The sequence below is a fragment of the Marinobacter manganoxydans MnI7-9 genome (genome assembly GCF_000235625.1).
In the GTDB taxonomy this organism is placed as follows: Bacteria; Pseudomonadota; Gammaproteobacteria; order Pseudomonadales; family Oleiphilaceae; genus Marinobacter; species Marinobacter manganoxydans.
In genome coordinates this window covers 93,924-119,168 of sequence record NZ_AGTR01000053.1, presented here as the reverse complement: position 1 = coordinate 119,168, position 25,245 = coordinate 93,924, and the positions used below count along the sequence as shown (strand labels likewise).

27 protein-coding genes are annotated in these 25,245 nt (G+C 58.0%); 12 read left to right on the top strand and 15 right to left on the bottom strand.

The features are described from left to right. Complete coding sequence (locus KYE_RS12615; RefSeq protein WP_008173944.1) at positions 1–201, top strand: hypothetical protein; 201 nt, start codon at positions 1–3, stop codon at positions 199–201. On the opposite strand, the gene KYE_RS12610 is transcribed toward KYE_RS12615, so the two are convergent. Together KYE_RS12610 and KYE_RS12605 are read right to left on the bottom strand one after the other, a co-directional pair. Continuing rightward, entirely contained in the window at positions 157–1,479 is a 1,323-nt protein-coding gene (locus KYE_RS12610) for a sensor histidine kinase (protein ID WP_008173942.1), read from the bottom strand. The genes KYE_RS12615 and KYE_RS12610 overlap by 45 nt on opposite strands. Next, positions 1,476–2,162, bottom strand: a complete 687-nt coding sequence (locus KYE_RS12605) for a response regulator transcription factor (protein ID WP_008173941.1) — start codon at positions 2,160–2,162, stop codon at positions 1,476–1,478. Before KYE_RS12605 ends, KYE_RS12610 begins: the two co-directional genes overlap by 4 nt. Before the next feature lie 173 nt (positions 2,163–2,335). On the opposite strand from KYE_RS12605, the gene KYE_RS12600 reads away from it, so the two are divergent. Both KYE_RS12600 and KYE_RS12595 read left to right on the top strand, forming a co-directional pair. Then, positions 2,336–3,502: a GNAT family N-acetyltransferase gene (locus KYE_RS12600; protein ID WP_008173939.1), complete on the top strand. Its 1,167-nt coding sequence runs from the start codon at positions 2,336–2,338 to the stop codon at positions 3,500–3,502. Between the two features lie 48 nt (positions 3,503–3,550). Further along, positions 3,551–4,216 carry a hypothetical protein gene (locus tag KYE_RS12595; protein WP_039882019.1) on the top strand — a complete coding sequence of 222 codons (666 nt, stop codon included), beginning with the start codon at positions 3,551–3,553 and terminating at the stop codon, positions 4,214–4,216. An 11-nt stretch (positions 4,217–4,227) separates the two neighbouring features. On the opposite strand, the gene KYE_RS12590 is transcribed toward KYE_RS12595, so the two are convergent. Continuing rightward, the gene (locus KYE_RS12590) at positions 4,228–4,443 is read right to left on the bottom strand and encodes a dodecin (protein WP_008173934.1); all 216 of its coding nucleotides are present in this window, start codon (positions 4,441–4,443) and stop codon (positions 4,228–4,230) included. A gap of 192 nt (positions 4,444–4,635) precedes the next feature. On the opposite strand from KYE_RS12590, the gene KYE_RS12585 reads away from it, so the two are divergent. Continuing rightward, entirely contained in the window at positions 4,636–5,409 is a 774-nt protein-coding gene (locus KYE_RS12585) for a DUF3750 domain-containing protein (RefSeq protein WP_008173932.1), read from the top strand. 134 nt (positions 5,410–5,543) lie between these two features. On the opposite strand, the gene KYE_RS12580 is transcribed toward KYE_RS12585, so the two are convergent. The 3 genes from KYE_RS12580 to KYE_RS12570 form a co-directional block, all read right to left on the bottom strand. Next, positions 5,544–6,860, bottom strand: a complete 1,317-nt coding sequence (locus KYE_RS12580; protein ID WP_008173930.1) for a hypothetical protein — start codon at positions 6,858–6,860, stop codon at positions 5,544–5,546. Positions 6,861–6,948: 88 nt separating this feature from the next. Beyond that, the gene (locus KYE_RS12575) at positions 6,949–7,260 is read right to left on the bottom strand and encodes an AzlD family protein (protein ID WP_008173928.1); all 312 of its coding nucleotides are present in this window, start codon (positions 7,258–7,260) and stop codon (positions 6,949–6,951) included. Then, positions 7,250–7,996, bottom strand: coding sequence for an AzlC family ABC transporter permease (locus KYE_RS12570; protein WP_008173926.1), 747 nt, complete (start codon positions 7,994–7,996; stop codon positions 7,250–7,252). The genes KYE_RS12575 and KYE_RS12570 overlap by 11 nt, the downstream gene beginning before the upstream one ends. Before the next feature lie 370 nt (positions 7,997–8,366). On the opposite strand from KYE_RS12570, the gene KYE_RS12565 reads away from it, so the two are divergent. Further along, complete coding sequence (locus tag KYE_RS12565; RefSeq protein WP_008173924.1) at positions 8,367–9,464, top strand: Glu/Leu/Phe/Val family dehydrogenase; 1,098 nt, start codon at positions 8,367–8,369, stop codon at positions 9,462–9,464. A gap of 90 nt (positions 9,465–9,554) precedes the next feature. Beyond that, positions 9,555–10,967 (top strand): sodium-dependent transporter, encoded by a 1,413-nt coding sequence (locus tag KYE_RS12560; protein ID WP_008173922.1) that lies wholly within the window; start codon positions 9,555–9,557, stop codon positions 10,965–10,967. A gap of 7 nt (positions 10,968–10,974) precedes the next feature. Here KYE_RS12560 and KYE_RS12555 read toward each other — a convergent pair whose 3' ends face one another. The 4 genes from KYE_RS12555 to KYE_RS12540 form a co-directional block, all read right to left on the bottom strand. Beyond that, complete coding sequence (locus KYE_RS12555) at positions 10,975–11,877, bottom strand: NAD-dependent protein deacetylase (protein WP_008173920.1); 903 nt, start codon at positions 11,875–11,877, stop codon at positions 10,975–10,977. Between the two features lie 15 nt (positions 11,878–11,892). After that, positions 11,893–12,624: a hypothetical protein gene (locus tag KYE_RS12550; RefSeq protein ID WP_008173917.1), complete on the bottom strand. Its 732-nt coding sequence runs from the start codon at positions 12,622–12,624 to the stop codon at positions 11,893–11,895. Positions 12,625–12,628: 4 nt separating this feature from the next. Then, a complete protein-coding gene (locus KYE_RS12545) occupies positions 12,629–13,189 on the bottom strand; it encodes a DUF1415 domain-containing protein (protein ID WP_008173916.1) in 561 nt (186 codons plus the stop codon). Positions 13,190–13,453: 264 nt separating this feature from the next. Beyond that, on the bottom strand, positions 13,454–15,040 hold the full coding sequence (locus KYE_RS12540; protein ID WP_008173914.1) for an ABC-F family ATPase: 1,587 nt from the start codon (positions 15,038–15,040) through the stop codon (positions 13,454–13,456). A 183-nt stretch (positions 15,041–15,223) separates the two neighbouring features. Here KYE_RS12540 and KYE_RS12535 point away from each other — a divergent pair, with 183 nt between their 5' ends. Both KYE_RS12535 and KYE_RS12530 read left to right on the top strand, forming a co-directional pair. Continuing rightward, positions 15,224–15,502, top strand: a complete 279-nt coding sequence (locus KYE_RS12535; protein ID WP_008173912.1) for a peptidylprolyl isomerase — start codon at positions 15,224–15,226, stop codon at positions 15,500–15,502. Beyond that, positions 15,502–16,452 (top strand): hypothetical protein, encoded by a 951-nt coding sequence (locus KYE_RS12530; RefSeq protein WP_008173910.1) that lies wholly within the window; start codon positions 15,502–15,504, stop codon positions 16,450–16,452. The genes KYE_RS12535 and KYE_RS12530 overlap by 1 nt, the downstream gene beginning before the upstream one ends. On the opposite strand, the gene KYE_RS12525 is transcribed toward KYE_RS12530, so the two are convergent. Both KYE_RS12525 and KYE_RS12520 read right to left on the bottom strand, forming a co-directional pair. Beyond that, positions 16,449–17,630 carry a M24 family metallopeptidase gene (locus KYE_RS12525; RefSeq protein WP_008173909.1) on the bottom strand — a complete coding sequence of 394 codons (1,182 nt, stop codon included), beginning with the start codon at positions 17,628–17,630 and terminating at the stop codon, positions 16,449–16,451. The genes KYE_RS12530 and KYE_RS12525 overlap by 4 nt on opposite strands. 117 nt (positions 17,631–17,747) lie before the next feature. Then, on the bottom strand, positions 17,748–18,578 hold the full coding sequence (locus KYE_RS12520) for a DUF2059 domain-containing protein (protein WP_008173908.1): 831 nt from the start codon (positions 18,576–18,578) through the stop codon (positions 17,748–17,750). Between the two features lie 99 nt (positions 18,579–18,677). Between KYE_RS12520 and KYE_RS12515 the strand changes: the two genes are divergently transcribed. Then, positions 18,678–19,385 carry a hypothetical protein gene (locus KYE_RS12515; RefSeq protein WP_008173907.1) on the top strand — a complete coding sequence of 236 codons (708 nt, stop codon included), beginning with the start codon at positions 18,678–18,680 and terminating at the stop codon, positions 19,383–19,385. 6 nt (positions 19,386–19,391) lie between these two features. Here KYE_RS12515 and KYE_RS12510 read toward each other — a convergent pair whose 3' ends face one another. Beyond that, positions 19,392–20,291 carry a LysR family transcriptional regulator gene (locus KYE_RS12510; RefSeq protein WP_014577912.1) on the bottom strand — a complete coding sequence of 300 codons (900 nt, stop codon included), beginning with the start codon at positions 20,289–20,291 and terminating at the stop codon, positions 19,392–19,394. Positions 20,292–20,439: 148 nt separating this feature from the next. On the opposite strand from KYE_RS12510, the gene KYE_RS12505 reads away from it, so the two are divergent. Then, positions 20,440–20,634 (top strand): hypothetical protein, encoded by a 195-nt coding sequence (locus KYE_RS12505; RefSeq protein WP_039882018.1) that lies wholly within the window; start codon positions 20,440–20,442, stop codon positions 20,632–20,634. A gap of 117 nt (positions 20,635–20,751) precedes the next feature. On the opposite strand, the gene KYE_RS12500 is transcribed toward KYE_RS12505, so the two are convergent. Both KYE_RS12500 and KYE_RS12495 read right to left on the bottom strand, forming a co-directional pair. Beyond that, the gene (locus tag KYE_RS12500) at positions 20,752–22,434 is read right to left on the bottom strand and encodes an AMP-binding protein (RefSeq protein ID WP_008173905.1); all 1,683 of its coding nucleotides are present in this window, start codon (positions 22,432–22,434) and stop codon (positions 20,752–20,754) included. A 341-nt stretch (positions 22,435–22,775) separates the two neighbouring features. Continuing rightward, complete coding sequence (locus KYE_RS12495; protein WP_008173902.1) at positions 22,776–23,204, bottom strand: Lrp/AsnC family transcriptional regulator; 429 nt, start codon at positions 23,202–23,204, stop codon at positions 22,776–22,778. Positions 23,205–23,322: 118 nt separating this feature from the next. Between KYE_RS12495 and KYE_RS12490 the strand changes: the two genes are divergently transcribed. Both KYE_RS12490 and KYE_RS12485 read left to right on the top strand, forming a co-directional pair. Continuing rightward, positions 23,323–24,444, top strand: coding sequence for an arginine N-succinyltransferase (locus KYE_RS12490; protein WP_008173901.1), 1,122 nt, complete (start codon positions 23,323–23,325; stop codon positions 24,442–24,444). Next, positions 24,434–25,240 (top strand): DUF1338 domain-containing protein, encoded by an 807-nt coding sequence (locus KYE_RS12485; RefSeq protein WP_008173898.1) that lies wholly within the window; start codon positions 24,434–24,436, stop codon positions 25,238–25,240. The genes KYE_RS12490 and KYE_RS12485 overlap by 11 nt, the downstream gene beginning before the upstream one ends. Positions 25,241–25,245 lie beyond the last annotated feature (5 nt).

The window sequence follows — 25,245 nt, the reverse complement described above, 5'->3', positions numbered from 1 at the left end:
ATGGCCTCTGAAGACGAATACAACAACCCGGGCACGGCAAAGCCCGCGAAGATTCGGAAAGCGGCCTGCGGAATCCGCTTTGACGAAGACGAGCTGCAGGAGGGTATCGACTTTTCCGGCGCCGAAAAACTGAAACCTTCCGACCCGGAGCCGGAGTCAGCCGCCCCCGAAAAACACCGGAAGGCGAAGCGTCACCCGTAAGCCGCCAGTTTCTCCCGCTGCTGCCCCGATCACGCCATCGTGGGCCGCTACGATGTCTCTGGCAATGGCCAGGCCAAGCCCCCAGCCCGTGCCCCCGCGAGACTTGTCTGCGCGGAAGAACGGCTCGAAAAGCTGGCCGATCAGCTCATCCGGAACGCCCGGCCCCTCGTCATCAACCGTTAGCGTCAACCAGTCATCGGCCACCGTCACGGCCAGATGAACAGCCCTGCCAGGTGGCGTGTGGTCGAGGGCATTCTGCAGGATGTTGTCGATGGCTCGCTGTAAAAGCCCTTCATCACCCAGCACCGACGCCCTTGAACTTTCCGGCGACACCACGAGTTTGCAGTCCACACCCTGGTGTTCGGCATAGTCCGCTGCATCCTTGAGAACCTGATTGATCACATGCACCAGCCGGAGGGGCTCGCGCTCGATATCGCCGCCGGCTTCGGTAACCCGGTATAACGTCAGTATCTGACCGGTCATGGTTTCAAGCCGTTCGTTCTGGCGCAGAATGCTGGCCATCAGCTCTTCATCTGCACCGGCCTCGTTTGCCAGCTCAATGGCTATACGCTGGCGGGTGAGCGGCGTTCGCAAATCGTGGGAAATATCCCGAAGCAGATGTTTCTGGCGTTCCAGCAGACTGCAGAGCTGTTCGGTCATGGCATTGAAAGCCGTGGCCAGTTGCCCCACCTCATCCCGGCGTTGGGCGATCTTTTCGCTGACTCTCAGAGAATTATCACCGGCCGCAATCGCCTGGGCGGTGCTTTCCATGTGTTTCAACGGTCGCGATACCAGGCGGGCGATCCACCAGCACGCCAGTGAAATCATCAGCAGGGCCAGCCCGAGCTCGATGGCCCTGAAGAATCTCGGGTTGAGCCAGCCGGCGCCCTGCACCCGTGGCCAGGCCACCAACCGGTAACCGCCGCCAACGTCCAGTACCGCGGGTTTCTGCGGGTACCAGCCGGATTTCATGCGGTCGCGGATGAACGAGGGCAGCTTGCCATCGTTTTCATCCTGTTCGAGCAACACCAGAAACAGTTCAAGACGCTCGCCTTCGTCCCGCAGAAAACGCCACGCTTCGCCACGGTCGCCGGCCTCGCGAATTGCGATAGCTTCTTCGGCCAGATCCCTTAGACCTGCCTGGCGCTCGATGGCTTCCCGCTCCCGGTCCAGAAGCATCCTGGTTGCAAGGTTACTGGCCACCACGGTGACCGCCATAGCCAGCCAGATCGACAGGAAGATCCGCCAGAACAGAGGGAACATGGGCCGCTGTTTCATTCTGGCACCCGATAGCTGTACCCCAGCCCCCTAACGGTTTCGATACGGGGCGGGTCGTCGTTGCCCAGTTTTTTGCGAAGGTTACTGATGTGCATATCAAGGGTGCGGTCGTAAGCTTCAAGGCGCCGGCCCAGCGCCCATTGCATGAGATCGGTTTTGCGGACCACGCTGCCTGCGTGTGCCAGAAGAACCTGCAGAACCTCGTACTCGGTGGCGGTCAACTCCATCGCCACATCATTCTGGTAAATTCGGCGATGGCCCGGCTCGACACGTAGGTCGCCATAGGTCCGGGCCGCATTGACTTCGGTTTTCTGGTCCCAGGCAATCCGCCGCAAAAGCGCCTGCAGCCGGGCCACCAGCTCGCGCGGATTACAGGGTTTGGGAATATAGTCATCGGCACCAACCTCGAAACCGACGATTCGATCCGTTTCGTCGCCCCGGGCGGTCAGTAATACCACGGGCAGATGGGTCTCTGCCCTCAGTTCCCGCAACACCTCGAGGCCACTGATATCCGGCAGCATGATGTCCAGCACGACAATATCGCAGTCCTGACCCAGCGCCAGGGCGAGGCCGTCCCGGCCATTGGCAGCTTCCCGAATGGTAAATCCCTGATTGGTCAGGTAACGGGCAAGCAATTCCCGCAATTCATCATCGTCCTCGACCAGTAACACCCTGTTCTGCATGTCGCTTCTCCACCTGTCGTGCCGACCACAGTTGCTGCTGAAGTCTAACACGCTACCCGCAAACCACTGATTCGGGCCAGGCCACTTTGCAGAACCTTTACACTGACCCCGGGGTGATCAAAAGCCGTCTTCTGACGTATGGTATCGGGTACATAAAGGAGTTTTCCCTCACCATGTCAGAACCCGGACCAGCGACTCTCACACTGGAAACCTGCACCAGCATCAATGATATTCCCGCCCCTGAGTGGGAGCGGCTGGCTGGGCATAGCAATCCATTTCTTCGTTACGAGTTTTTCCAGGCACTGGAAGCGTCCGGATGCACATCCCCGGAGACCGGGTGGTCGCCACGTCACCTCGTGTTCCGAAAGGCTGGCAGAATCGTCGGCCTTGCGCCGGCTTTTCTGAAGAGCCACTCCATGGGGGAATATGTGTTTGACTGGGCCTGGGCCGATGCATACCAGCGGCATGGGCTGGCGTACTATCCAAAATTACTGATCGCCATTCCCTTCACGCCATCCTCAGGCCCAAGGCTGCTGCTGGATCCGGACATTCGACAACAGCTGGTACCGGAACAGGTTCATCACCTGTTGGACAGGCTGACCGATGAACTGGGAGCCCACTCCTGGCACCTGCTGTTTCCCGGCAAAGAGGACCAGGAGCTGCTTCAACACGAGCAGGCCTTACATCGCATCGGATGCCAGTTCCACTGGCATAACCATGATTACCGTAATTTCGAGGACTTCCTGGCGGCGCTGACTTCCCGCAAGCGCAAGTCCATCCGCAAGGAACGTCGCCAGGTTGCGGACCAGGGAATTTCCTTTACACGCTTTCATGGCCGGGATATTCCGGAGCACGTGCTTTCCGCGTTCTATGTGTTTTACCAGGCGACTTATCTGAAACGGGGCCAACGACCTTACCTCAACAAGCGATTCTTTGAGCTGCTTCTGGAACAGCTACCCGAACACGTACATCTGGTGATGGCAGTGCGCGAGGGCGAAATGATTGCCGGTGCCCTGTTCCTGGCGGGCAAAACCACCCTCTACGGGCGTTACTGGGGTTGCCTTGACGAATATAACCACCTGCACTTTGAAACCTGCTACTACCAGGGCATCGAACTGGCGATGGACCTCGGCCTCAGCCATATTGATGCCGGCGCCCAGGGCGAACACAAACTGGTACGTGGCTTTGAGCCGGTAATCACCCACTCCTGGCATGGCGTTCTGCACCCCGGCTTCCGCGAAGCCATAGAAAACTTCACCCGAGAGGAGGCGGACCACGTGCGTGCTTATTTCAGCGATGCGGAATCCGCCCTGCCCTTCCGACAGCAGACGCCGGATTAACTTCTATACTGATAGACCCAGACTGGATTTACGCGGGGGTCAGACACCATGGATACAGACCCATTGTGGAGCATGTTATCGGCAGGCGGCCTGCCGCTTCTGCTTTCAGCGGCCGCCCTGGGCCTGGCCGTGATTGCCCTGTTCATCGGATCGGGCGCTCGCCGGCGTAGCGAGGACCAGTTGACCGCATTACGGGAGCATTCCGATACGCTGTGGCGGGAAGTTGACGACATACGGGTAGCACAATTCAATCGTCCGGGTGAGTCCGGCAATGGCGCTTCAGGCTCCCCAGTTGAAGAAGCCCGCTATCAGAAAGAAGTGGAAGCCTACGCCAGGATCTGGCCACAGGTATGGAATCTTCATGAACGCCTGGGCATGTTCCTGAGGGCGGTTGAAGGCGGCGAAGCGGCCGGCGAACTCAGACTGGAAGCTCGCAATGCGGCCCTGGAGGCCCGAGAGCTGCTTAACCGGAACCGCCCCTTCTGCACAGAGTCCGTCGATGAACTGGTTACCCGGCTGATTGATGCCGAGATCAAGGCGCACCTTGCGGCCTGCCAGTATCTGGACCTGCTAAAAGATGTCCCTAGCGACTCATCCAATCACGATCGCCGGGTCTTGCAGGACAAATGCCACAGCCTGCACGAGGGCGAGGCCCGGGAGCTGATGAACCAGCTGGTCTCGTCCATTCGGCACCGGGCAATTCGCAGTAACTAGGGAGCGCCTGTTCAGCTGTTGGCGATACGGAAACCGACTTTCATTACGACCTGATAATGGCCCACCTTGCCATCAACGATATGGCCGCGGGTTTCGGTTACCTCAAACCACTCCATGTTGCGAACGCTTTTACCACATTCCTCAAGTGCATTCTCAATGGCGTCTTCAATGCTTTTCTTGGAAGACCCGACAATTTCCACTTTTTTGTACACGTGATGGTCAGACATTAAAGCCTCCTGGGAATTGCGATTTGTATGTCTGAGCCTAGAAGACAAGCGTCCTCACGGCAAACCACAGACCGGTACAAGCCTCATCCGCCAACCCACGGCTGGCGTATCTGTCCCCTATAATCCAGGTAGTCGTGAGGAACTTTCTGTCACTCAGAGGGTCCCGTCTACCCCACGCTTCGGACTGAGTTCATGAAACGATTTTTCAGATACACCGGCTGGTTCTTCGGCGCCGTGCTCCTGCTGCTGGCTGGCCCGATTCTGCTGGCCACCAGTGGCAGCCTGCAGGGAGCCGAGAGCTGGCAAACAGCCACCCGGGAAAGCGCCCGAATTGCCCCTCTGCCAGAACAGGCCGAGGAAGCCATCGTTCAGGTATACGGCGCCCGGGCCTGGAGTTGGCGAGGTTACTTTGCTGTCCATACCTGGATAGCCACCAAGGAAAAAGGGGCCAGCCATTATCGGGTTCATGAGGTGACTGGCTGGCGCAGCTACGTGGTAAATTCACGGCCCGGTGAGCCCGACAGACACTGGTACGGTGCAAAGCCGGACCTCTATGCCGATATCCGCGGCGAAGAAGCCGAAAAGCTGATTCCCGACATCTACCAGGCAGTGGCGTCCTACCCCTACCCGACCGAATACGAAGCCTGGCCCGGCCCCAACAGCAACACCTTCGTGGCCTGGGTAATCAGGGAGGTTGAGGGTCTCGATGTGGCTCTGCCGAACCACGCGATCGGCAAGGACTACCTCGGCGACCGTATTATCGCAGAGGTTCCGGGTGGCGCGGGTTATCAGGTCTCGCTGGGCGGGTATTTTGGCGTATTGGCAGGCATTCGCGAGGGACTGGAATTGAACCTTCTAGGCCTCTCTTTCGGTATTAACCCGTTGGCGTTGGGGGTAAAACTACCCGGCATTGGAGAGCTGGCCCTGATAAATACCAATCCAATGACCAAGCCCTCCATGGAGTAAACAGACGGCGCGGCCGGGGGCAAGGCTCCCAAAAAACGCTGTGAATACGTCCGTGTACGCTTGGCTCCGCCATCCCTGGCTCCGCACATTTTTGGGAGCCTTGCCCCCGACCGGACCTGCCTCGGAGTCAATCCCTACAAGCTGGCAAACTCCAGATACCGGCTCGCCGCCTGCTTCTTCTCATCCTGGCTGTTCAGCATCTCCAAGCGCATCTTGTCGATCAGTTTCAGGTAATCGACGATGGGAGATTCCGGCTTACCGGAATCCTTTGACTCTTCGATAAATGCCTTCTGCTTCTCGCGGATTTCATTGAGCTTCTCAAGCGCGGAGCGGATCGCTTCCACCCGGGCCTCAACCAGACCGTTACCACCGCGATCCGGCGAGCCACTGTCGCGACTCAGTACCGTCTCGGCGGCCGGCGCGTCGGCGGTGTTCTGCTCGGCAAGATCAATTTCTTCCAGGGTGCGAACCTCACCGTCGGTCGTCAGATAGATTCCCGAACCCTTGATCTGGCCCAGCGGCACACCTTGACTGTTGGCCAGCGTGAAGCGGTCTTCTACATTGTCCACGTACAGCGCCTGAACCCCGACTTCCTCCAGGGATTTCAAAGCCTGGGAGCCGTCCGCGGTTTGCACCCACACGGACAGCGATTTAAAGATCTCATCACTGGCATCAATCCAGCGGTTACCGTCGTCATCGAACCGGGCCAGCTCGCCAAAGCCGGAGCCGCTCCGGGGACCAAACAGTTCGGAGCCGTCGTCCACCTTGCCGTTGCCATTTCGGTCCAGCACCAGGTAGCCGCTACCGCTGCCCAGGGTGGCAAACTGCCCGGTTTCACCGTTACCGTTCAGGTCGAACTCGAAGAGGGTATCGGTCAGGCGGGCTGTGGCAGTGCCGAAGTTGATCACCAGAGGGTCGGTGAGTGGCCGTTCCTGAATCTGCACCAGTTCCGAGTACTCGTAGGTCCGGGACTGGGACTGTCGCAGTGAGAGGGTGAAGTCGATGGTCTCGCCATTCTCCAATGCGATGGTGCCAGTGGAGGCAAAGCTTCTGGATTCGCTCTCCGAGTAAAACATATAGCGTCCGGCAGAAACCGAGAGACTGCCCCGACCCTCGACACCCGCATCACCACCGAGCGCGGCACGGCTAACGCTCAGTGCCTGCTGGCCCATCAGAAACAACTCTGAAGTTTTCTCGGCAAGCTGCGCACTGGTAAAGACGCTCTGCTGACCGCCATCCGTCACGGTGCTGCTGCCGCTGAAGGCGAGCTGCTCCTGGCTGCTGTAACGATAGGCAGCCTGGCGCATGAGCGTTAACTCTGAGCCAACCGCGTTCTCATTGGCCTGCGGCGCAGCGGCAGATTGCCGGTTGATGCGGAGCTGCGTGCTGTCGAAAGCCGATACCTGGCGGGAACTGTCCTGGAAAAGCGAAATCTGGCTGGAGGAAATCATGGCTTTGGGCACCTGTAATTACTACACAGGTATATCGGCCGCAGCCCCCCGGACTTGAGCACTTTTTAATCACTTCAGATTCGAGAGGTTAGGCCAGAAACCGCACGATTCCGGCAGCGGCAATCCCGGCGGCAATGGCCGGGAGAGGTTTACGCAACGCCAGCATGGTAACCGCCGTCGTGGTCAGGGCCGCCAGCGCACCAGCGTCCCCCGTCACGGCCATGGGCACAATGATGGCAATCAGGACCGAGCTGGCCATGGTGTTGATAAAGCTCTCGATACGAGGATTGATCTTCACGAACGACATGATGAACACGCCGCCAAAACGGGTTACCAGTGTAACGGCGGTCATGATCGCAATCAGGAACAGAATACCGGCTGTGGTGGTCTCAACGGTCATGGGTGCTGTCCTCCGCGTCAGAAGCAGGCGCAGGCTTTCGCTCGAGCCAGAAGAACCCGATCGCACCACCGGCGAGCGCGCCCACGACGACGTGGGTATTCGCCGGCAACCATTTCCAGGCCGCCAATGAAGCCAGCGCTGTGACGGTCCAGGCCACGAGCACTCTCGGGGATTTCTTGCCGCCCAGTGCCATGGCCAGGAGGAAGCAGCCGAGAACCATGTCCAGGCCCAGGGATTTGGGATCCTGCAGAAGGCCACCAAAATAGACGCCCAGACCGGTCCCGATGATCCAGGCCAGCCAAAGAGCCAACCCGCCACCAAGGATAACCTCCAGGTTTCGTCGGCCACTCTGGTATTCCTGGGCCGAAACCGCCCAGTTGGCATCGGTCAGCAACAGCAAGAGACCATAGCGCTTGCCCGGCGATACATCTTTCAGCATCGGGTATAGCGAAGCGCCCATAAGCAGATGGCGGGAATTGATGGCAAAGACCACCGCGATCATCGGAAGTACAGATACCTCGGTGCCCCACATATCGACGGCGGCAAACTGGGAGGCCCCGGCAAACACCGTCGCACTCATCAGCACCGCCTGGAGCGGCTCAAGGCCTTTCTGGGTAGCTGCCAATCCAAAGGCAGCGCCAAACGCCACCACGAATAACGAGATGGGAAGCAGCCGGAAAAACTCCACCCGTACCCGGGCCGGCTGTAGCTGATAAGAATAGGAAGCGACAGACATCCGGGGAAACTAGGTCAGTTTCCCCGATCCGCGTATAGGTAGTTTCCGCAGAAAGGGGCACATCTGCGACTAATGGACCAGATCCGCGCAACGCATGAGGGCATTTAACCTCATGATTGCCTCAAATGTTTACCGGGGAGGCGCCCGAATCCGGGGATGAGCCTTGTATCGGATAGTTCACATTCGCATGTTGACGTTAACGTCAATTGCCGCTAGTTTGTTTTTCGTCCAGCCCCAAAAGGGCACTTTCGGTGGGCCACCCCCAGCGGATATACCGGACACCTGAAATCGGAACGCCGGCCACAAGCCGGCAGACAAGAACAAGATACCCGCTCATGCCGAGATCCGGCCGGTGGGAGAGGATTTCACAATGCTATTCAGCCATCCCGAGTTCGATAACCACGAACATCTTTCCTTTTTCTGCGATCCCGAAACCGGCCTGAAGGCCATCGTTGCCATACATAACACTTCCCGCGGCCCCGCATTGGGAGGCTGCCGAATGTTTCCCTATGCCTCCGATGAAGAGGCGGTTCGCGATGTCTTGCGGCTTTCGCGGGGTATGACCTACAAATCGGCCCTCGCCAACCTGGATCTGGGTGGCGGCAAGTCCGTGATTATTGGCGACCCGCGCAAACAGAAAACCGAAGCGATGATGGAGGCCATGGGCCGCCATCTGGAAAGTCTTGGCGGGCAGTACATTGCGGCAGAAGACTCGGGCACCAGCGTCCCCGACCTCAAGGTCATGGGCCGACACACCAGCCACGTTGCGGGAATTGCCTCGCGCACCGGCTTCGACGGCAACCCAAGCAACGGCGACCCGTCACCGGCGACAGCCTACGGCACCTTTATCGGCCTCAAAGCAGCGGTAAAACACAAACTTGGGCGGGACGACCTCAACGGTTTGAAAGTAGCCATTCAGGGCATCGGTAATGTCGGTTTCCGGTTGGCCAGACACCTGAAGGACGCCGGCGCTGATCTCTGGGTCTATGACATCCATGACGACAATATGCGGCGGGCCGTGGATCAGCTGGGAGCCAAGCCAGCGGCTGCCGAGGACATATTGTCACTGCCTGTGGACGTGGTAGCGCCCTGTGCCATGGGGGCAGTACTGAACGATGACAGCATTCCCCAACTGAAGGCCCGGATCGTCGCCGGCGCCGCCAACAATCTGCTGGAACACCCTGAGCACGTTGCCATGCTGCGGGACCGGGGCGTTCTCTATGCACCGGACTTTGCCATCAATGCCGGCGGCATCATCGATGTGTTCTACGAGCGCACCGGGGCCACACCGGAAACGGTTCGTGCCCATGTCGAGACCATCGGCGACACCCTGACCGAAATCTTCAACCGTTCCGACCGCTCGGGTCGCCCCACCGGGGAGATTGCCAACGAGCTTGCCGAGGAACGGTTCAAAAAGCACACCGCCGGAGCCGGACAGGCGTCCGAGCGATTGGCCCGCACCGGCTGAGCTGACACCGGCGCACCCTCAGGAAGCTGCAGACAGCTGCGGCTTCCCTCTTAAACCCTGACACAAAAACAAATACTTCGGGAGATAGTTATGTCCGTCACTTCTTCAGATTCCGCCGCTTATTCCGGGGCGCTTGAAGGTTCAAACGCCCAACGCGGGCTCTGGTCATCACGTCTGGCCTTTATTCTTGCCGCTACCGGCTCTGCCGTGGGCCTGGGCAATATCTGGAAATTTCCTTATGTCACCGGTGAGAACGGTGGCGGCGCCTTCGTGCTGGTGTATCTGCTGTGCATCGCGGTCGTCGGGATTCCTATCATGATGGCGGAAGTCATGATCGGTCGTCGCGGTGGCAGGAGCCCCGTCAAGAGTCTGAGCCTGATCGCCGAGCATGACCGACTCAAGCCGGCCTGGAAGCTGGTCGGTGCCATCGGCATTCTGGCGGGTTTTCTGATTCTGTCGTTCTACTCGGTCATCGGCGGCTGGGCCATTTCCTACGTAGGCACAACCGCCAGCGGCCAGCTTGCCGGGCAGTCTGCCGATGCCGTAGGCGCGATATTCTCGGGCCTTCTAAGCGATCCCACCAAACTGCTGGCCTGGCATACCCTGTTCATGGCTATGGTGATGGTTGTGGTAGTGCGAGGCGTTCGCTCGGGGCTTGAGCGGGCTGTCAGCATTCTCATGCCGGCCCTGTTCGTACTGCTGCTGATCGTGGTCGGCTATGCAATGACAACCGGGCACTTCGGGCAAGCCGCCGCATTCCTGTTCCAGCCCGATTTCTCCAAGCTCACAACATCCGGAATACTGGTAGCCCTGGGGCACGCGTTCTTCACCCTGAGCCTTGGTATGGCGGTCATGATGGCTTATGGCTCTTACCTGCCTAAGAACATTTCCATTGCCAAGACCTCGATCAGCGTATCGGTCATCGACACCGGCGTGGCGCTGCTCGCAGGCCTGGCCATCTTCCCGATTGTGTTCGCGAACGGCCTTGAGCCGGGAGCGGGGCCGGGGCTGATCTTCCAGACCCTGCCGCTGGCCTTCGGTCAGATGCCCATGGGTTCCCTGTTCGGCACCCTGTTCTTTGTACTTCTGATCTTTGCCGCCTGGACGTCGGGGATTTCGCTTCTGGAGCCGACTGTGGAATGGCTGGAAGAGCGTAAAGGCATGAACCGCACCGTCAGCACACTGGGCGCCGGTTTTGTCTGCTGGGGACTGGGCATTGCCTCGATTCTGTCCCTGAACCTCTGGTCCGACTTCGCACCGCTTGGCTTTGTCCCCATGCTGGAAGGCAAGACCATTTTCGACCTGCTGGACTTCTTCACCGCCAACATAATGCTGCCCCTGGGCGGACTGCTGGTGGCCCTGTTTGCGGGCTGGGTGATGTCACGTCAGGCCATGGAGCGTGAACTGGCACTGTCACCGGCCATGTTTAACCTGTGGCTGATCACCGTGCGTTTCATCACTCCGGTTGCCGTGGCAGTGGTGTTTATCTACAACCTGATGTAAGCCGCCGCTAAAGCTGATCGAGGGAGGCCTTCAGGGTCTCCCCGATCCTCGCGTTCAACTTCAAATCTACCAGATCTTCAGCCCGCGTCCGCCCCAGGTTCAGGGTGGCAATGGGCTTGTTCCATTCGTTGGCGTACCGGCAGAAACGGAACCCGGAATACACCATCAACGACGAACCGATTACCAAGAGGCCATCACTGGCCTTCAGCGTATCCAGGGCCGAATACACCCGGTCTTTTGGAACATAGTCACCAAAGAACACCACATCCGGCTTCAGAATCCCTTCGCACTTCGGACAATCCGCCAGCCGGAAATCCTCGAAATCCACATCCAGATCGGCATCGCCATCCGGCGCTGTCTCGGCGGTGTATTTCTGGAACCCCGGGTTCAGATCGGCGCAACGGTCGTGCACCTCATCCCGCGGGCAACGGTAGCCGCAACTCATGCACACCACCTGATCGGCCCGCCCGTGCAGGTCCGTCACCCCCCGGGTGCCTGCCTTCTGGTGCAACCGATCCACGTTCTGGGTAACCACCAGACTGCTGTGGTTGAGCAGTTCCAGGTCAGAGATGTAATGGTGGGAAGGATTGGGCCTGGCATTACGCATGACCGGCCAGCCAATCAGGCTCCGGCCCCAGTAGCGCTGGCGGGTGTAGACGTCTTCCATGAACGCCTTGTGCTGAACCGGCTGCTTGCGCTTCCAGGCGCCATCGCCGTCCCGGTAGTCCGGGATGCCCGAATCGGTACTGACCCCTGCGCCAGTCAGGATCAGCAAGCGAGGATGGCGCTGGATAAACTCCGCCAGCAACGCCCCGGCCTCCTCCGGCTCATGCAACACCGGCGGCTGCTCCGGCTCGGGCAGGCGCTGGCTGGAGCTGAAAGGTCGGCTGCGGTGCGTGGTTAAAGACATACAGGCTCCGGTTTCTCAGCCCGGCTTACGGGCCACATACACGGTGTTGAACGATTCCCTGTTCTGAAATGGATTGAAGAAGGATACGACATGGCAGGCCACATCGGTGAACACCTCGTTGAGAACGGCCATGAACTCGTCATCTTCGCCCTCGTTCGACCACATGGCAAACACCCCTCGGGGCTTCAGTTGCCGCGCCATCAGCCGCAGGTTGTTGGCGGTGTAGAAGCTGGCACTGGAATCGTGCAGCAGCGCCCGGGGGGAATGGTCGATATCCAGAAGAATGGCATCGAATGGCTTGCCGGGGTTCTTCGGATCGAAACCACCCTCTGCCGGATCGGCAATTGCCAGGTCGAAGAAACTGCCATGGACGTAGCGGTTCCGGGGATCGGCATTCAGATCTTTACCAAGAGGCACCAGCTCCTGCTGATGCCATCCGATAACGGGTTTCAGATACTCAACCACCAGCAGTTCGGCAACACGCTCGTGCCTGAGCGCCGCCACCGCGGTGTAACCCAGGCCCAGGCCACCAACAACTACCCGGAGATCATCGCCCTCGGTTTCGCCCAGCCCGATATCAGAGAGAGCCACTTCGGCATCCACGAACATGCTGGACATCAGGAATTCCTCGCCCAGCTTCACCTCGTAGATATCCCTGTCGCCAATCGCCGGAATCCGGCGTCTGCGAAGCGTGATCTCACCAATCACCGAAGGCTGGCTGTCAATCTGTTCGAAAAGCAGTCCCATCTGTTCAGACCTTGCGAGTGGATTCATCAAGACAGGAACGCAGAATACTCCGCATCTTCTCCGAGCCCAGCTCGTTCATCAGTTCAATGTTTCTCTGCGGGATCCCATCCACATCAGGATAACTGTCAATCGCCGCTTCCAGACTGGCTTCCCGCAAGAGGTGCAGCATGGGAAATGGCGAACGATTGGTGTAGTTCTCCGCCGCATCGGGCTCGGTGCCCGCAAACTGGTAATCCGGGTGGAAACTGGCGATTTGGTAAACGCCTTCCATATCCAGATACGCCAGCAAACCATCAGCCGCATCAAGGAATTCATTGTAGGGCCCGAAGTCCTGCAATACACCCGGATGGATCAAAAGCGTGGTTTCAATCTCCGGCTCGTCTTCAAGTCGTTGAAGCTCCGAGTGCAGGGCCTGCAGCAGCTCGTCTTCCGTTTCGGCTTCAGAAACCACAAACCGTACCCGGTTCCGCACCAGTTCCCGTTTGGCGAACGGGCACAAGTTGTAGCCGACCACGACGTCTTCAACCCATTTGCGGGTAGCACTAATGACTTCAGTCTCGCCCATTTTTCCGTATCCGTTGTTTTGTTTGAGGCTCACTCACAGGTAAGAGCGGGCGTGTGGGACTGGCTTTCCAAAACTGTGCGGAGCCAGGGGTGAAGAGCGAAAAGCTCTTCACGGGCAGGCCATGGACGGCCTGCCCAGGACCCTCTGCGCGACGCAGGAGCAATAAGCGCAGAGGGGCGGAGCCCAAGCGCCCCATGGATGGGCCGCAAGGAGCGTGTTTTGGAAAGCCAGTCCCACATGACCGCCTGCACCCAACCCTGAGCCTTAGAAGTACCCCTGGCTCCGAAGATAATCATCATAAGAGCCACTGAAATCAGTCACCCCATCAGCCTTAAGCTCAATAATTCGAGTCGCAAGGGAAGAAACAAACTCCCGATCATGGCTGACGAAAATCAGTGTACCCGGATAGTTCTCCAGCGCCAGGTTCAATGCCTCGATGGACTCCATATCCAGGTGGTTCGTGGGCTCATCCATCAGCATCACATTGGGCTTCTGCAGAATCAGCTTGCCGAACAGCATCCTGCCCTGCTCTCCGCCCGAGATCACCCGCACCGATTTCCCGATATCGTCACCGGAGAACAGCATGCGGCCCAGGGTGCCGCGCACCAGCTGTTCGCCACCCTTGGTCCACTGGGCCATCCAGTCGGTCAGGGTTTCATCCTCGGCAAAGTCCGCCGTGTGGTCCTGGGCGAAGTAGCCCACTTCCGCGCTGTCGGTCCACTTCACCTCGCCACTGTCGGGCGTGTAGGCCCCTGACATGCATTGCAGAAGCGTGGTTTTGCCGATGCCGTTGGGACCAATGATGGCGATTCGCTCACCGGCTTCGACCTGCAGGTTCAGATTCTTAAACAGGGGCTTATCATCAAAGCCCTTGGTCATGTTCTTGAGAGTCACCGCCTGACGGTGAAGTTTCTTGCCCTGTTCAAAACGGATAAACGGGCTCACCCGACTTGAGGGCTTCACCTCTTCCAGCTGGATCTTGTCGATCTGGCGGGCACGGGAGGTAGCCTGCTTGGCCTTGGAGGCGTTGGCCGAAAAGCGGCTGACAAACTGCTGCAGTTCGGCAATCTGCGCCTTTTTCTTGGCGTTGTCCGACAGCATACGCTCGCGAGCCTGGGTGGCGGCGGTCATGTATTCGTCGTAGTTGCCCGGGAACAGGCGCAGTTCGCCATAGTCCAGATCCGCCATGTGGGTGCACACGCTGTTCAGGAAGTGGCGGTCGTGGGAAATGATAATCATGGTGCTGTTGCGGGCCACCAGTATGTTTTCCAGCCAGCGGATGGTGTTGATGTCCAGGTGGTTGGTGGGCTCGTCCAACAGCAACACATCAGGATCGGAGAACAGCGCCTGGGCCAGCAACACCCGCAGCTTCCAGCCCGGTGCCAGCGCGCTCATTGGGCCGTTGTGTTGCTCCAGCGGAATATCCAGGCCAAGCAACAGCTCGCCGGCGCGGGCATCGGCGGTATAGCCGTCCATTTCAGCGAACTGGACTTCCAGGTCCGCGACCGCCATCCCGTCTTCTTCGCTCATCTCGGGCAGGGAATAGATCCGATCACGCTCTTTCTTGACGTTCCAGAGTTCCTCATGGCCCATGATCACGGTATCGATCACCGAGCAATCCTCATAGGCAAACTGGTCCTGGCGCAGTTTACCCAGACGGACATTGGGCTCCAGCATGACCTGGCCGGCGGAGGGCTCGAGATCGCCACCCAGGATTTTCATCAGTGTGGACTTGCCACAGCCATTGGCCCCGATCAGGCCATAGCGATTACCGTTACCAAATTTGGCGGAGACGTTTTCAAACAGGGGTTTAGCCCCGAATTGCATGGTGATATTGGCGGTGGAGATCAAGAAACAAACCTGTCGATGTGGGGCCGGGCATGCGCCGGCGAAAAGAAAGCCGGCATTGTACAGGTTTGCCCGGTGGACTGTGAGGCCGCAGAAACACGGATAAAAAGGGCTTGCCTCTGACGAGCTCTGCGGGCAGCATTCCGGTTCTGATGTATACATTCATCCGACACAAGGACATTGATCATGGCACAGGCTACAGCGCGTCACATTCTGGTAGACAGCGAAGCGAAATGCGAAGAACTGAAAAAGGCGATTGAAGGCGGACAGGACTTTGCCGAAGTGGCAAAGCAGCACTCCTCCTGCCCCTCCGGTCGCAACGGCGGAGATCTTGGCTCCTTTGGCCCGGGCCAGATGGTTCCCGAGTTCGACAAGGCGGTTTTCAACGGTGAACTGAACACCGTTATCGGTCCGGTCAAGACCCAGTTTGGTTATCACCTGCTGGAAGTGACCAGCCGCAGCTGATGATTCCTGGTTCCATACCGGGACTGCAAACCACCGGCCGGCGGCTACCGCTGCTGGCCGGTGCCGCTTCTCTGCTCATCGCGCCTTTCCTGTTTGTCGGCGGGCCTGACTGGGCCTCGGGGCCACTCCTCAAATCGGCCTGGAACCTTGGCCACATCCTTCTGTTTGCACTACTCACTCTGGCGGTCAGACCCTGGCAGTGGCTAAGTGGCTGGCGTCTCTGGCTCGCGGTTACCGTCGTCTTGCTGGTGCTCGGAATTGGTATCGAGTTGATCCAGGGCGGACACAATCGCGACATGGATGGGCGGGACCTCCTGCGCAACCTGATTGGCAGTTGGCTGGTTATCGCATGGCGCCCCTTGCTTACATCAGAGCGGCGAAACTCTCTCGGCGAAGGCCTGGTGGCCGCATCCGTTGCGCTGCTACTGTGTTTTGAGCTGGGAGCTACCGGCATGGTGGCTGCCCGGCAATGGCAGGTACACCAACAACTTCCTCTGCTGTACGATTTCACCCATCAGGATCCCGGCGCATTCTGGACCGGCAGGCTCACGGTCTCTGCCGACCACTCGCTGAATAATGCGCAGAGCCTGAAACTTGATCTGGGCACTGAAACCTACTCGGGGGTCTCACTCAACAATCTCCCGGCCGATTGGCATGATTACGAAACACTGAGCATCACCCTGTTCAATCCCTCAACCGCTCCCCTGACGCTGACGCTTCGAATCAATGACGTAGCCCATGACCGCAGCGATCATGCCTACAACGACCGCTACAACACCCGCCTGACACTGGGTCCTGGTTCCAATACCTTCACCCTGAAACTGGCCGACATCGAAAACGCTCCCGATGGCCGGTCCATGGATATGTCCCAAGTCAGAAGAATGGGGCTTTTTGCGGTTCGCCTGCCCGAGCCACGCACTGTTTGTCTGTTGGATCTGAGACTGGACTAACCGAGCGTCCAGGGATTATCGGTTATCGGTTCGGCGCCAGCGTCGGTGACCAGAATCGTTTCGCTACACCCAATGCCCCATTGCCCGGGAATACGCAAACAGATGGGCAGGTGGAAAACCATGCCCGGTCGAAATTCCACATTGCCACCCCTGGCGATGAACCCCGAGCCCTCAACCCAGGATGGCGGGAACTGGGCGCCCACCGTGTAGCCAAATACCCCGGAGAAAAATACCTTTCCGGCCAATGGCTGGAGCGCCTTCTCAGCGTTCTGGGCAGCCTGGTCGAAAGTAACTCCCGGGCAGATCGACGTCAGCAGGGTGTCCACAATCCGACGGCAGCCGTCATGGACCCGACGCATTTCAGTCGATGGGTCGCCACCAGCAACCACGGTCTGCATCATGGGTGCGGTGTAGCGGTTCCAGGCCGAGCCGAATTCCAGAAAAACAGGGTCGCCTTTCTGCACCACCGTACGTTTGTGATTGCAGTGGATCACGCTGCTGCGACGGCCGGTAACAACAATTGGCTGCATGCTCATGAATTCACTGCCGGCCGCCAGCAGCGCCCTCGCGCCTTCGGCGGCTATGTCATTATCAGTGACGCCCGGCTGGACCGCGGCCACGGCCGCCCTGAAACCTTCGGCTGTTATCCGGGCGCTTTCACGCAGGCAACGGATTTCGGCATCGGACTTGACGATCCGGATCTGCTTCAACAGACCGCCGTTATTCAGAAATCTTACTCCGGGCATCCGAGCTTGCAGGCCTTCCAGCACGCCCTGGCGCAGAGAGCCATGCCAGGCATCAATACCCACGGTCTCCACGCCGTCGTTCAGGGCCTGAACCAGTGGTTCCAATACCTCGCCGATGCCTTCCCACCGGTATCCGCTGACCCGGGCGACCCGGGTTGTCATCATCGCAGGCCCCATCTCGATAGACGGCACCTGCAAAAGCAGGTCCTCCTGGGTAACCACCAGGGCCACGTGAACGGATACTTCAAAAGTGCTATAGCCGGTCAGGTAAAAAATATCCGAAGGATCGGTCAACAGCAGGGCGCCAAAATCCTCCCGGGCCATCCCATCCCGGACACGAGCAAGTCGCTCGTCGAACTCCTGCTCCGGAAACGGACACTCCAGCCCCCTCAGTTGTGAGGACAAGGCTTTCTGATAGGCATTGAAATCCATAACGACACTCCTCACTCGCATATACTAGGGAGATTGGACCCTATTCTGGCTTTGCACAAACCCCGAGCAAGAAATTATTCCAGCATCACATTGACTCAGAACGGCAACCGAGGGGATTCACTGACCGCCTGGTGATTCCGGACTGAAGAACCGCGACATCTGCTTGCCTATGCTTTCCACCGGCTCGGTAATCGCCTGCTGGATGCTGTTGGTTACAACTTTCGAGAAAGCCGAGCCGGCAGAGCTCTCCAGGAACTCCAGGTAGAGATCCATCTCCTGGCCACCAATGTTCTGGTAGGTATACAGATAGCTGTCGTAAACCTGCTGACCTACCACGCCCCTGAGCATGCTGCGCTGGCTTTCAATGCGTTGGCGCAGCTGCTCGTAATTGGCCGAATCACTGCTGAACGCCGCCATTGCCGTTGCCAGGCCGAGCTGCACTGCGATCGTTGTATCCACCGCGCTTTCTGTGGCCCGCGCAGCCCGATCAAACCGATCGAACATTTCCGCTTTGCGCGTGCCCTTGTAACGGCTGTTCAATTCCATGGCACTGGACTGGATTTTCGGCCAGGCCGAGGGTTCCGAAGCTGCAATCTCGGCCGAAGAAATCTTTCTGGCCACAGGGGTTTCGTACCAGTCATGAACTGCCTGGAGCTGCGAATCCGTGAGTTTGGCTTGCAGATCTTTAATGATCTGCTGCTCGATATCCACGGAATTGAAACCGCTGCTCACGATGTTCCCGATGGTATTGGCCATCATTGGAGGAAGCTGACCATTCTGTTTGAGTCCTTCCCGGATTCCCTGGCTCATCATGGCCGGGTAACGGGCCACGATATCGTCAACAGGCGATACTTCCAGCACCTGGCGGGCATCCGGCGCTGCCTGGGCATTACCAGTAATAAGAAGTGCTGTGATTAAAAGAGGTTTAATTATGGGAAATCGCGTCATTTACCTATCATCCCGAGTGAATCATTGATTCCCTTATGCCATGGGTTCGAGGCAGGCAGCAAGCAATCCCGCGGCCCTGGAGATGACGGTTTGGTAGGAATGCGAAAGAAACGTACCCGCAAGACCAAAAGTCGGCAACTGGCTCTGGAAACCTGGAAAAGCCGGGCAAGATGGTATGGGCTTCCAATGCTGGGGCTGCTGATGGGTCTCTGGGCAACGCTCCGCTTCAGCCTGTTGGCACCGGATCCTCCGGCAAACCCGGAGAACATCTGTGAAATCTTCCGGGAACACCCGGTGTGGTATGACTACGCCAACGACTCCAGGCAACGCTGGGGCACACCCATCGCCACCCAGTTAGCGTTTGTCTATTACGAGTCGTCATTCCGCAGCCATGCGCGTCCACCACGCACACTGCTCTGGGGCTTTATTCCCTGGACCAGGCCCACAACCGCATACGGTTATGCCCAGGCCCTCGACCCGGCGTGGCGGGAATACCTGCAGGCCAATGGCGAAGGCTGGTTCACCGTTCGCACCGACATGGAACACGCGCTGGATTTCGTGGGCTGGTACAACCAGCTAAGCCACCGGCAGCTTGGCATTCCCTTCTCGGCCCCCAGAAAGCTGTACCTTGCCTACCACGAAGGCCGGGGCGGATATGCCCGCAGAAGCTTCGAAGAGAAACCGGACGTGATGGATCTGGCCGCCCGGGTACAGACCCGGGCTTTCCGATACGACAATCAGCTGAAAACCTGCGAGCAGGAATTCCAGTGCTGGCGCTGGTACCAGTTCTGGCCGTTCTGCGGCTGACGCTCGTCAGAAAGCGGAAGAAATCTCCATCTGGGACTCCAGTGACTGCAGGCGCTCCACCAGATACTCCATAACGATACGGACCCGGGCCATTTGCTGGGTATCCTGGTTGACGTGCAGCCAGAGATCCACGCTCTCACCCTCCAGCGGGTCCGACAGGCGGCGGAGTTCACGAGTGCTCTCCCCCAGGTAGCAGGGCAAAACCGCCAGGCCGGCACCGGCTTTCGCCAGCGCGTGCATGGATTGCAGGCTGTTGCAGCGAATGAAAGAGGTAACGTTCTTCAACTGTTTTCTGTACCACCGGCCCGTCGCCAGATGGCTGAAGGTTTCATCCGGTATGATCCAGAGGCAACCTTCCGGACGGTTTTCCACGTCCATGTCACGATGCCGCCGGCAATAGCGGGCCGACCCGTAAACGGCGGATTCGATGGAGGCGATTCGCTCGCCTTCCAGAGTTGCCTGCGGCTTGTTCTCGGGCCGCAAGGTGAGATCCGCTTCCCGATGGCTGAGGTTCGCCACATCGTTATCAGTAAGCGTCTCCAGCTCGATATCCGGGAACTCCCGAACCAGCTCGGCCAGGATCGGGCTAAGCAGCGCGCTCATCATTGCGTCTTCAGCCGCCAGCCTGACTTTACCCACCGGCGCCGAATCCTGCCCGACCAGTTTGCGCTCGAGATTTTCCATCTCGATGGCCAGCCGATCCGCCTCCCGGAACGCGGTCTCCCCCACGGGGGTGAGCTGTAGTCCATCCCGGCTGCGTTCAAAAAACTGTACACCCATCGACTCTTCCATCTGGTCGAGTCGCCGTAAAACTGTGGTTTGGTGCACACCCAGTAATTCGCCGGCCTTGGCTAGCGTTCCGCCTATTGCCAGCGCCCGTATATATCGAAGATAATCCCAATCCATAGTTACTGCATATTTGCAACGTGAGTACGGATTTTAACGTATTCAAACTGCAAATAAGAACCCTTAGAATCGCTTTTAAATTAAAGGTAGATCCCTAACTAACCTACCTACCAAAATCAATACACTCATTAAAAAGGAGGAAGGCGCTATGACTCAGAACCATATCGCAACCGTAAACCCGCTGCCGTCCAGTATCCTCCACAACAGTGCTGAGGTCAGGCGCCAGTATACCCGTGCTGCGGCAAAGCAGGCGGTACAGTTTTTCAGTCGCAAGATGCGGAGCTTCAACCGGAAAGCAGCAAACGTTGCTCCGGACATGAGCCAGATGCAGGGCGGCCACTAAAACGGCAGCCGAATCTGGCATGAGCGGGGAGATCGCTCAGGCTGAGAACAGAAAGAACATAAGGATTTGAAAACGCCGTTGGCTCCCAGGGAACCAACGGCGTTTTACGTTAGCGGATCAGAATTCCCAAACGACTTTTTTCTTCTGGCTGAACCAGTCGTCCATCTTCTGGTTGTAGAAATCTTCTATCACATTCCGCTTGATCTTCATGGTCGGCGTCAGCATGCCGTTTTCCATAGTCCAGGGCTCCCGAACCACCACGACAAAAGCTACCTTCTCGTGGGACTCGCACTCCGCGTTCACCGCCTCCAGTTCGGCCGCAAGTTCCTGCTCGAGCTCACCGCGATCCATTCCGGTCTCCAGTTCATCCCTGGCCTCTTCCGACAGCAGGACCATCAGGCAAGGCTGCGGCTGGTTGGCACCGGCCACACAGACCACTTCGGCCTTTGGATGATTAAACCGGTTTTCGATGGGCACCGGCACCACGTATTTGCCTTTGGAGGTTTTGAACAGATCCTTTACCCGGCCTGTGATACGGAGGGTGCCGTCCCGATCGATCTCGCCCATATCTCCGGTTTTCAGGAAGCCATCCTCGGTGAGGTCTTCCTTGGTTTTCTCCTCATTCTTGTAGTAACCCAGCATCTGGCCCGGGCTTTTCACCTGGACTTCTCCGCCCTCTCCGATGCGGTGCTCAACCCCTGGATTCGCCATACCTACCGAACCGGCGCGAGCCTGGCCTGGTCGGTTGGCGTGAGAATAGCCGAAGTTTTCCGACATCCCGTACACTTCCAGCAGCTCGAGCCCAAGGTTGCGGTACCAGTTAACGATGTCCGCTGACAGCGGCGCTGCGCCGGTCAGGGCTGCCCGACAATAATCCAGCCCCAGCTGTTTCAAGACCTTCTTCTTCACCAGGCCGCTGATAATGGGGAGACTGAAGAGCAGCTTCTGCTTTTTTGGCGGCAGTTTGGCGTTTACACCAAGATAGAACTTCATCCACAGGCGCGGGACCGAGAAAAACAGCGTCGGCCTTGCCCGCTGCAGGTCCTCCTGGAAAGTATCCAGGGAATTCGCAAAATAGAGATGAAAGCCATAGTAGAGGGACTGCGTTTCGACGGCTGCCCGCTCAGCCACGTGAGCCAGGGGCAGGTAAGAAAGCATGCGCTCGTCAGAGGAAACCGGGAACAGCTGCTGCAGGCCATCAGCTACTGAAATCATGGTCCGGAAGCTGTGCATGACGCCCTTGGGGCGACCGGTGCTGCCGGAGGTATAGACAATCGTGGCCAAGTTGTCCGGATCCGGCAACTTGGGCTGCGCAGGCGACTGTTCGGCCACAATCTCCGACCACTTGGGCGTATCGTCCCGTGGCGACAGGGGCAGGGAAATGAGCGGCAAGTCTGCCGGAATGTGGTTCTTGATGTCGTTCCAGCCGTCCGCGGTCCCGTCCAGTTTTCCGAGGAACAGGAGCTTTGCCTCACTGTGCTCGAGAACGTAGGCAGCAGTATCTCCGTTGAGCGTGGGATAAAGTGGCACCGAAACATGGCCTGCCGCCCAGATCGCCAGATCGGCCAGGATCCAGTGCGCGCTGTTTTTGCCGAGGATACTGATATTGCTGGGTTCCGGAAGCTTCAGGCTGTCCAGGTAAGCCGCCATGCGGGATACCTGATCGGCTGCTTCTCTCCAGGTAATATCTTCCACCCGGCCATCCGGGTAAGGCTGAGTAAGGTAAACGTTGTCGGGGGTTTCCTCTGCCCAGTAATACAGGCAATGGAGTGAGGTCTGCTTCCGGGGGTCTACCGCCATAAACGGCTCCTTTTTGTTATTGTCCTTCGTGTTTAGGTCATGCCATTGCGATTCATACTAGCGTCATTTCAGACCCGCTCAATAGCAATTAGTGCCCGCGCCATTGGCAAATTAATCCTCGCCCGAGAACTGTTACTCAAAATTTTTCGTAACATTTGTCAAGTTTGAGCTAGTGTGAAGGGTGTACACCCTCCTTTTCGAGCAAATTGGATGTAGCCATGAGCAAACCAAAACGTTCGTTTTTAATCTTTCCGGCCTGGGGCATCATTCTTCTGGGTTCCGGTGCCTTTTTCTACAGCGCCTATGCGGGCATGCTGGGCACCTGACCCGGGAAAACCGTTTTAACGCCGAAACCGGGTTTCGAGGACAACGGCAGAGTTGGTCCTCTCAACTCCCTCAAGGTTGCCAATGTCATCCAGTACGGCGCTCAGTTCCTCCAGGGACTGAGCTTGAACAATGGCAATTAGGTCGTACTCCCCACTGACGGAAAACAGCTGCGATACCTGGCTGATTTGCTCCAGGGCAGCATTGGTTCTGCCGGTGAGCTTCTGGAACACCTTGATCGATACGTGAGCCTCCACCTGGCTCGCCGAAAACTCACCCCCCAACTGAACCGAGTAACCACGGATGACACCGCTGGCCTCCAGCCGCGCGATACGGTTCTGCACCGTCGACCGTGACACATGCATGGCTTTGGCGAGCTCGGTGACACTGGTCCGGGCATTCTGCCGCAGCAGCATTAGCAGTTTCTGGTCCCGTGAATTGATCATATTGCCAAACCTACTTTACAATTTGCATCCATTGTAGATCATTTCGATCATTCTGCAGCTGCATTATGGCGCTGACGGCTTTCATACTGGGCCCAAAACAATTCCCAGGAAGATCGCCATGATTATTCGACCGATTACCCCCAAAGATCTTGACGCCCTGATGCAGATCGCAGTGGAATCCGGCCCCGGCTTCACCTCGCTGATGCCGGATCGCGATGCCCTGAGCCGCAAGATCGATCATTCGGTTGAGAGCTTCGCACGGACTGTGACCACTCCCGGCGATGAGCATTATCTTTTTGTGCTTGAAGACAGTGCGACCGGCCAGATTATGGGGACCACCGGCATAGAAGCTGCTGCTGGCTTATCCCGCCCGCTCGAGCATTTCCGCCGTAACGCGGTTATCCATCACGAGGAAGATCCCCGGAAACGTCACGTCGAGGAAAGCCTTACCCGATGCCAGCATTACACCGGCTGCACCGAGGTATGCTCGCTGTATCTTCGGCCCGGATTTCGCCGGGCCAATGCGGGCAAGCTCCTGTCACGGGTTCGCTTTCTGTTCATGGCACTGCACCCGGAGCGTTTTGCGGACACCGTTATTGCAGAAATGCGCGGCGTTTCAGACCATGCCGGCCAATCCCCGTTCTGGGACTGGCTCAAACATCACGTAGCAGATCTTGATTTCATGTCTGCCACACAGCTGGCCTGCTGTGGCCAGAGCGGTTTTGTTGAACGCTTTATCCCCGCAACGCCATTGTTTACCCGGCAGATGACCGATGCAGCCCGGGCGGTTATCGGCCAGGTCCATGAAGATACGCGCCCTGCCCGGCACATGCTGGAGCGCGAAGGTTTTCGCCACCGGGGCTTAGTGGATCTTCTGGACGGGGGGCCAACACTGGAGTGCGCCAGATCGGACATCGCCAGCGTGCGCGATACCCTTCTTACCCGCGCAAGGCTACAGAAAGGCAACCGGAGTTCCTGGAATATTGCTGGAAACACCGCTGGATCCGCTATAGTTGCCAATGCTGGCTGTTCAGGCTTCAGGGCTACGGTAACCGAGCAGGTCCTGCCGAACCCCGATGCCAATAGCCTGTCAGTGCCAGAGCAACTGGCGAACGAACTGAACCTTGGCGGATATAGCCTGGCCTGCTATCTGCCACTGAGCCAGTCCAGGGAAGAGTCACAGGGGCGTCAACAGCCCTGCCAAAAACCGGTTACTGAGGAGATTCGCTATGCACACTGATCCGGACACCCTGTTTGCGAGACTCTGGGAGTCGTACCGCCAGGTAACCCCTTCGGCCGATCGCATACATAAAATCCTGGGCGCCGAAGAGGGGCAGGCCATCGTCAACGACCACATTGCGCTTCGCACCTTCAACCTGGACCCTGTTCGGCTGGACGCTCTGGCAGAGCATTTTCTCAGCCTCGGCTATGAAGAAGGTGGCGAATACCACTTCGAGGCCAAAAAGCTTTATGCCCGCCACTATGAGCACCCCTCCCGGGAACTGCCCAAGGTGTTTATTTCCGAGCTGCTTGTAGAGCAATGCTCGCCGGAGCTGCAATCGGTGGTTAAAAGTCTTGTCGGCCAGGTAAAGCCGGAGGCGGTTACTGCCGATGATTTTCTCTATTCGGGTCGCCATTGGGCGGTCGACTACGACACCTACCGCCAGCTGATGAAGGAAAGCGAGTACGCCGCCTGGATGGCCGCCTGGGGCTACCGCGCAAACCATTTCACGGTCAGCATCAACCATCTGGAACAGTTCGGTTCGGTTCCGGAAATCAATCAGTTGCTGAAAGATCATGGCTATACGGTGAATTCATCCGGCGGTGAAGTAAAAGGCTCCCCGGAAGACTTGCTGGAGCAGTCCTCAACCATGGCCGACCGGGTGCCGGTTACCTTTACCGACGAGACGGTAACCATACCCAGTTGTTTCTACGAATTTGCCCTGCGTTATCCGAAACCGGATGGCCGGCTCTACTCGGGCTTCGTAGCGGCATCGGCCGACAAGATCTTCGAGAGCACGAACGCCGGCAGCTGAGTCTG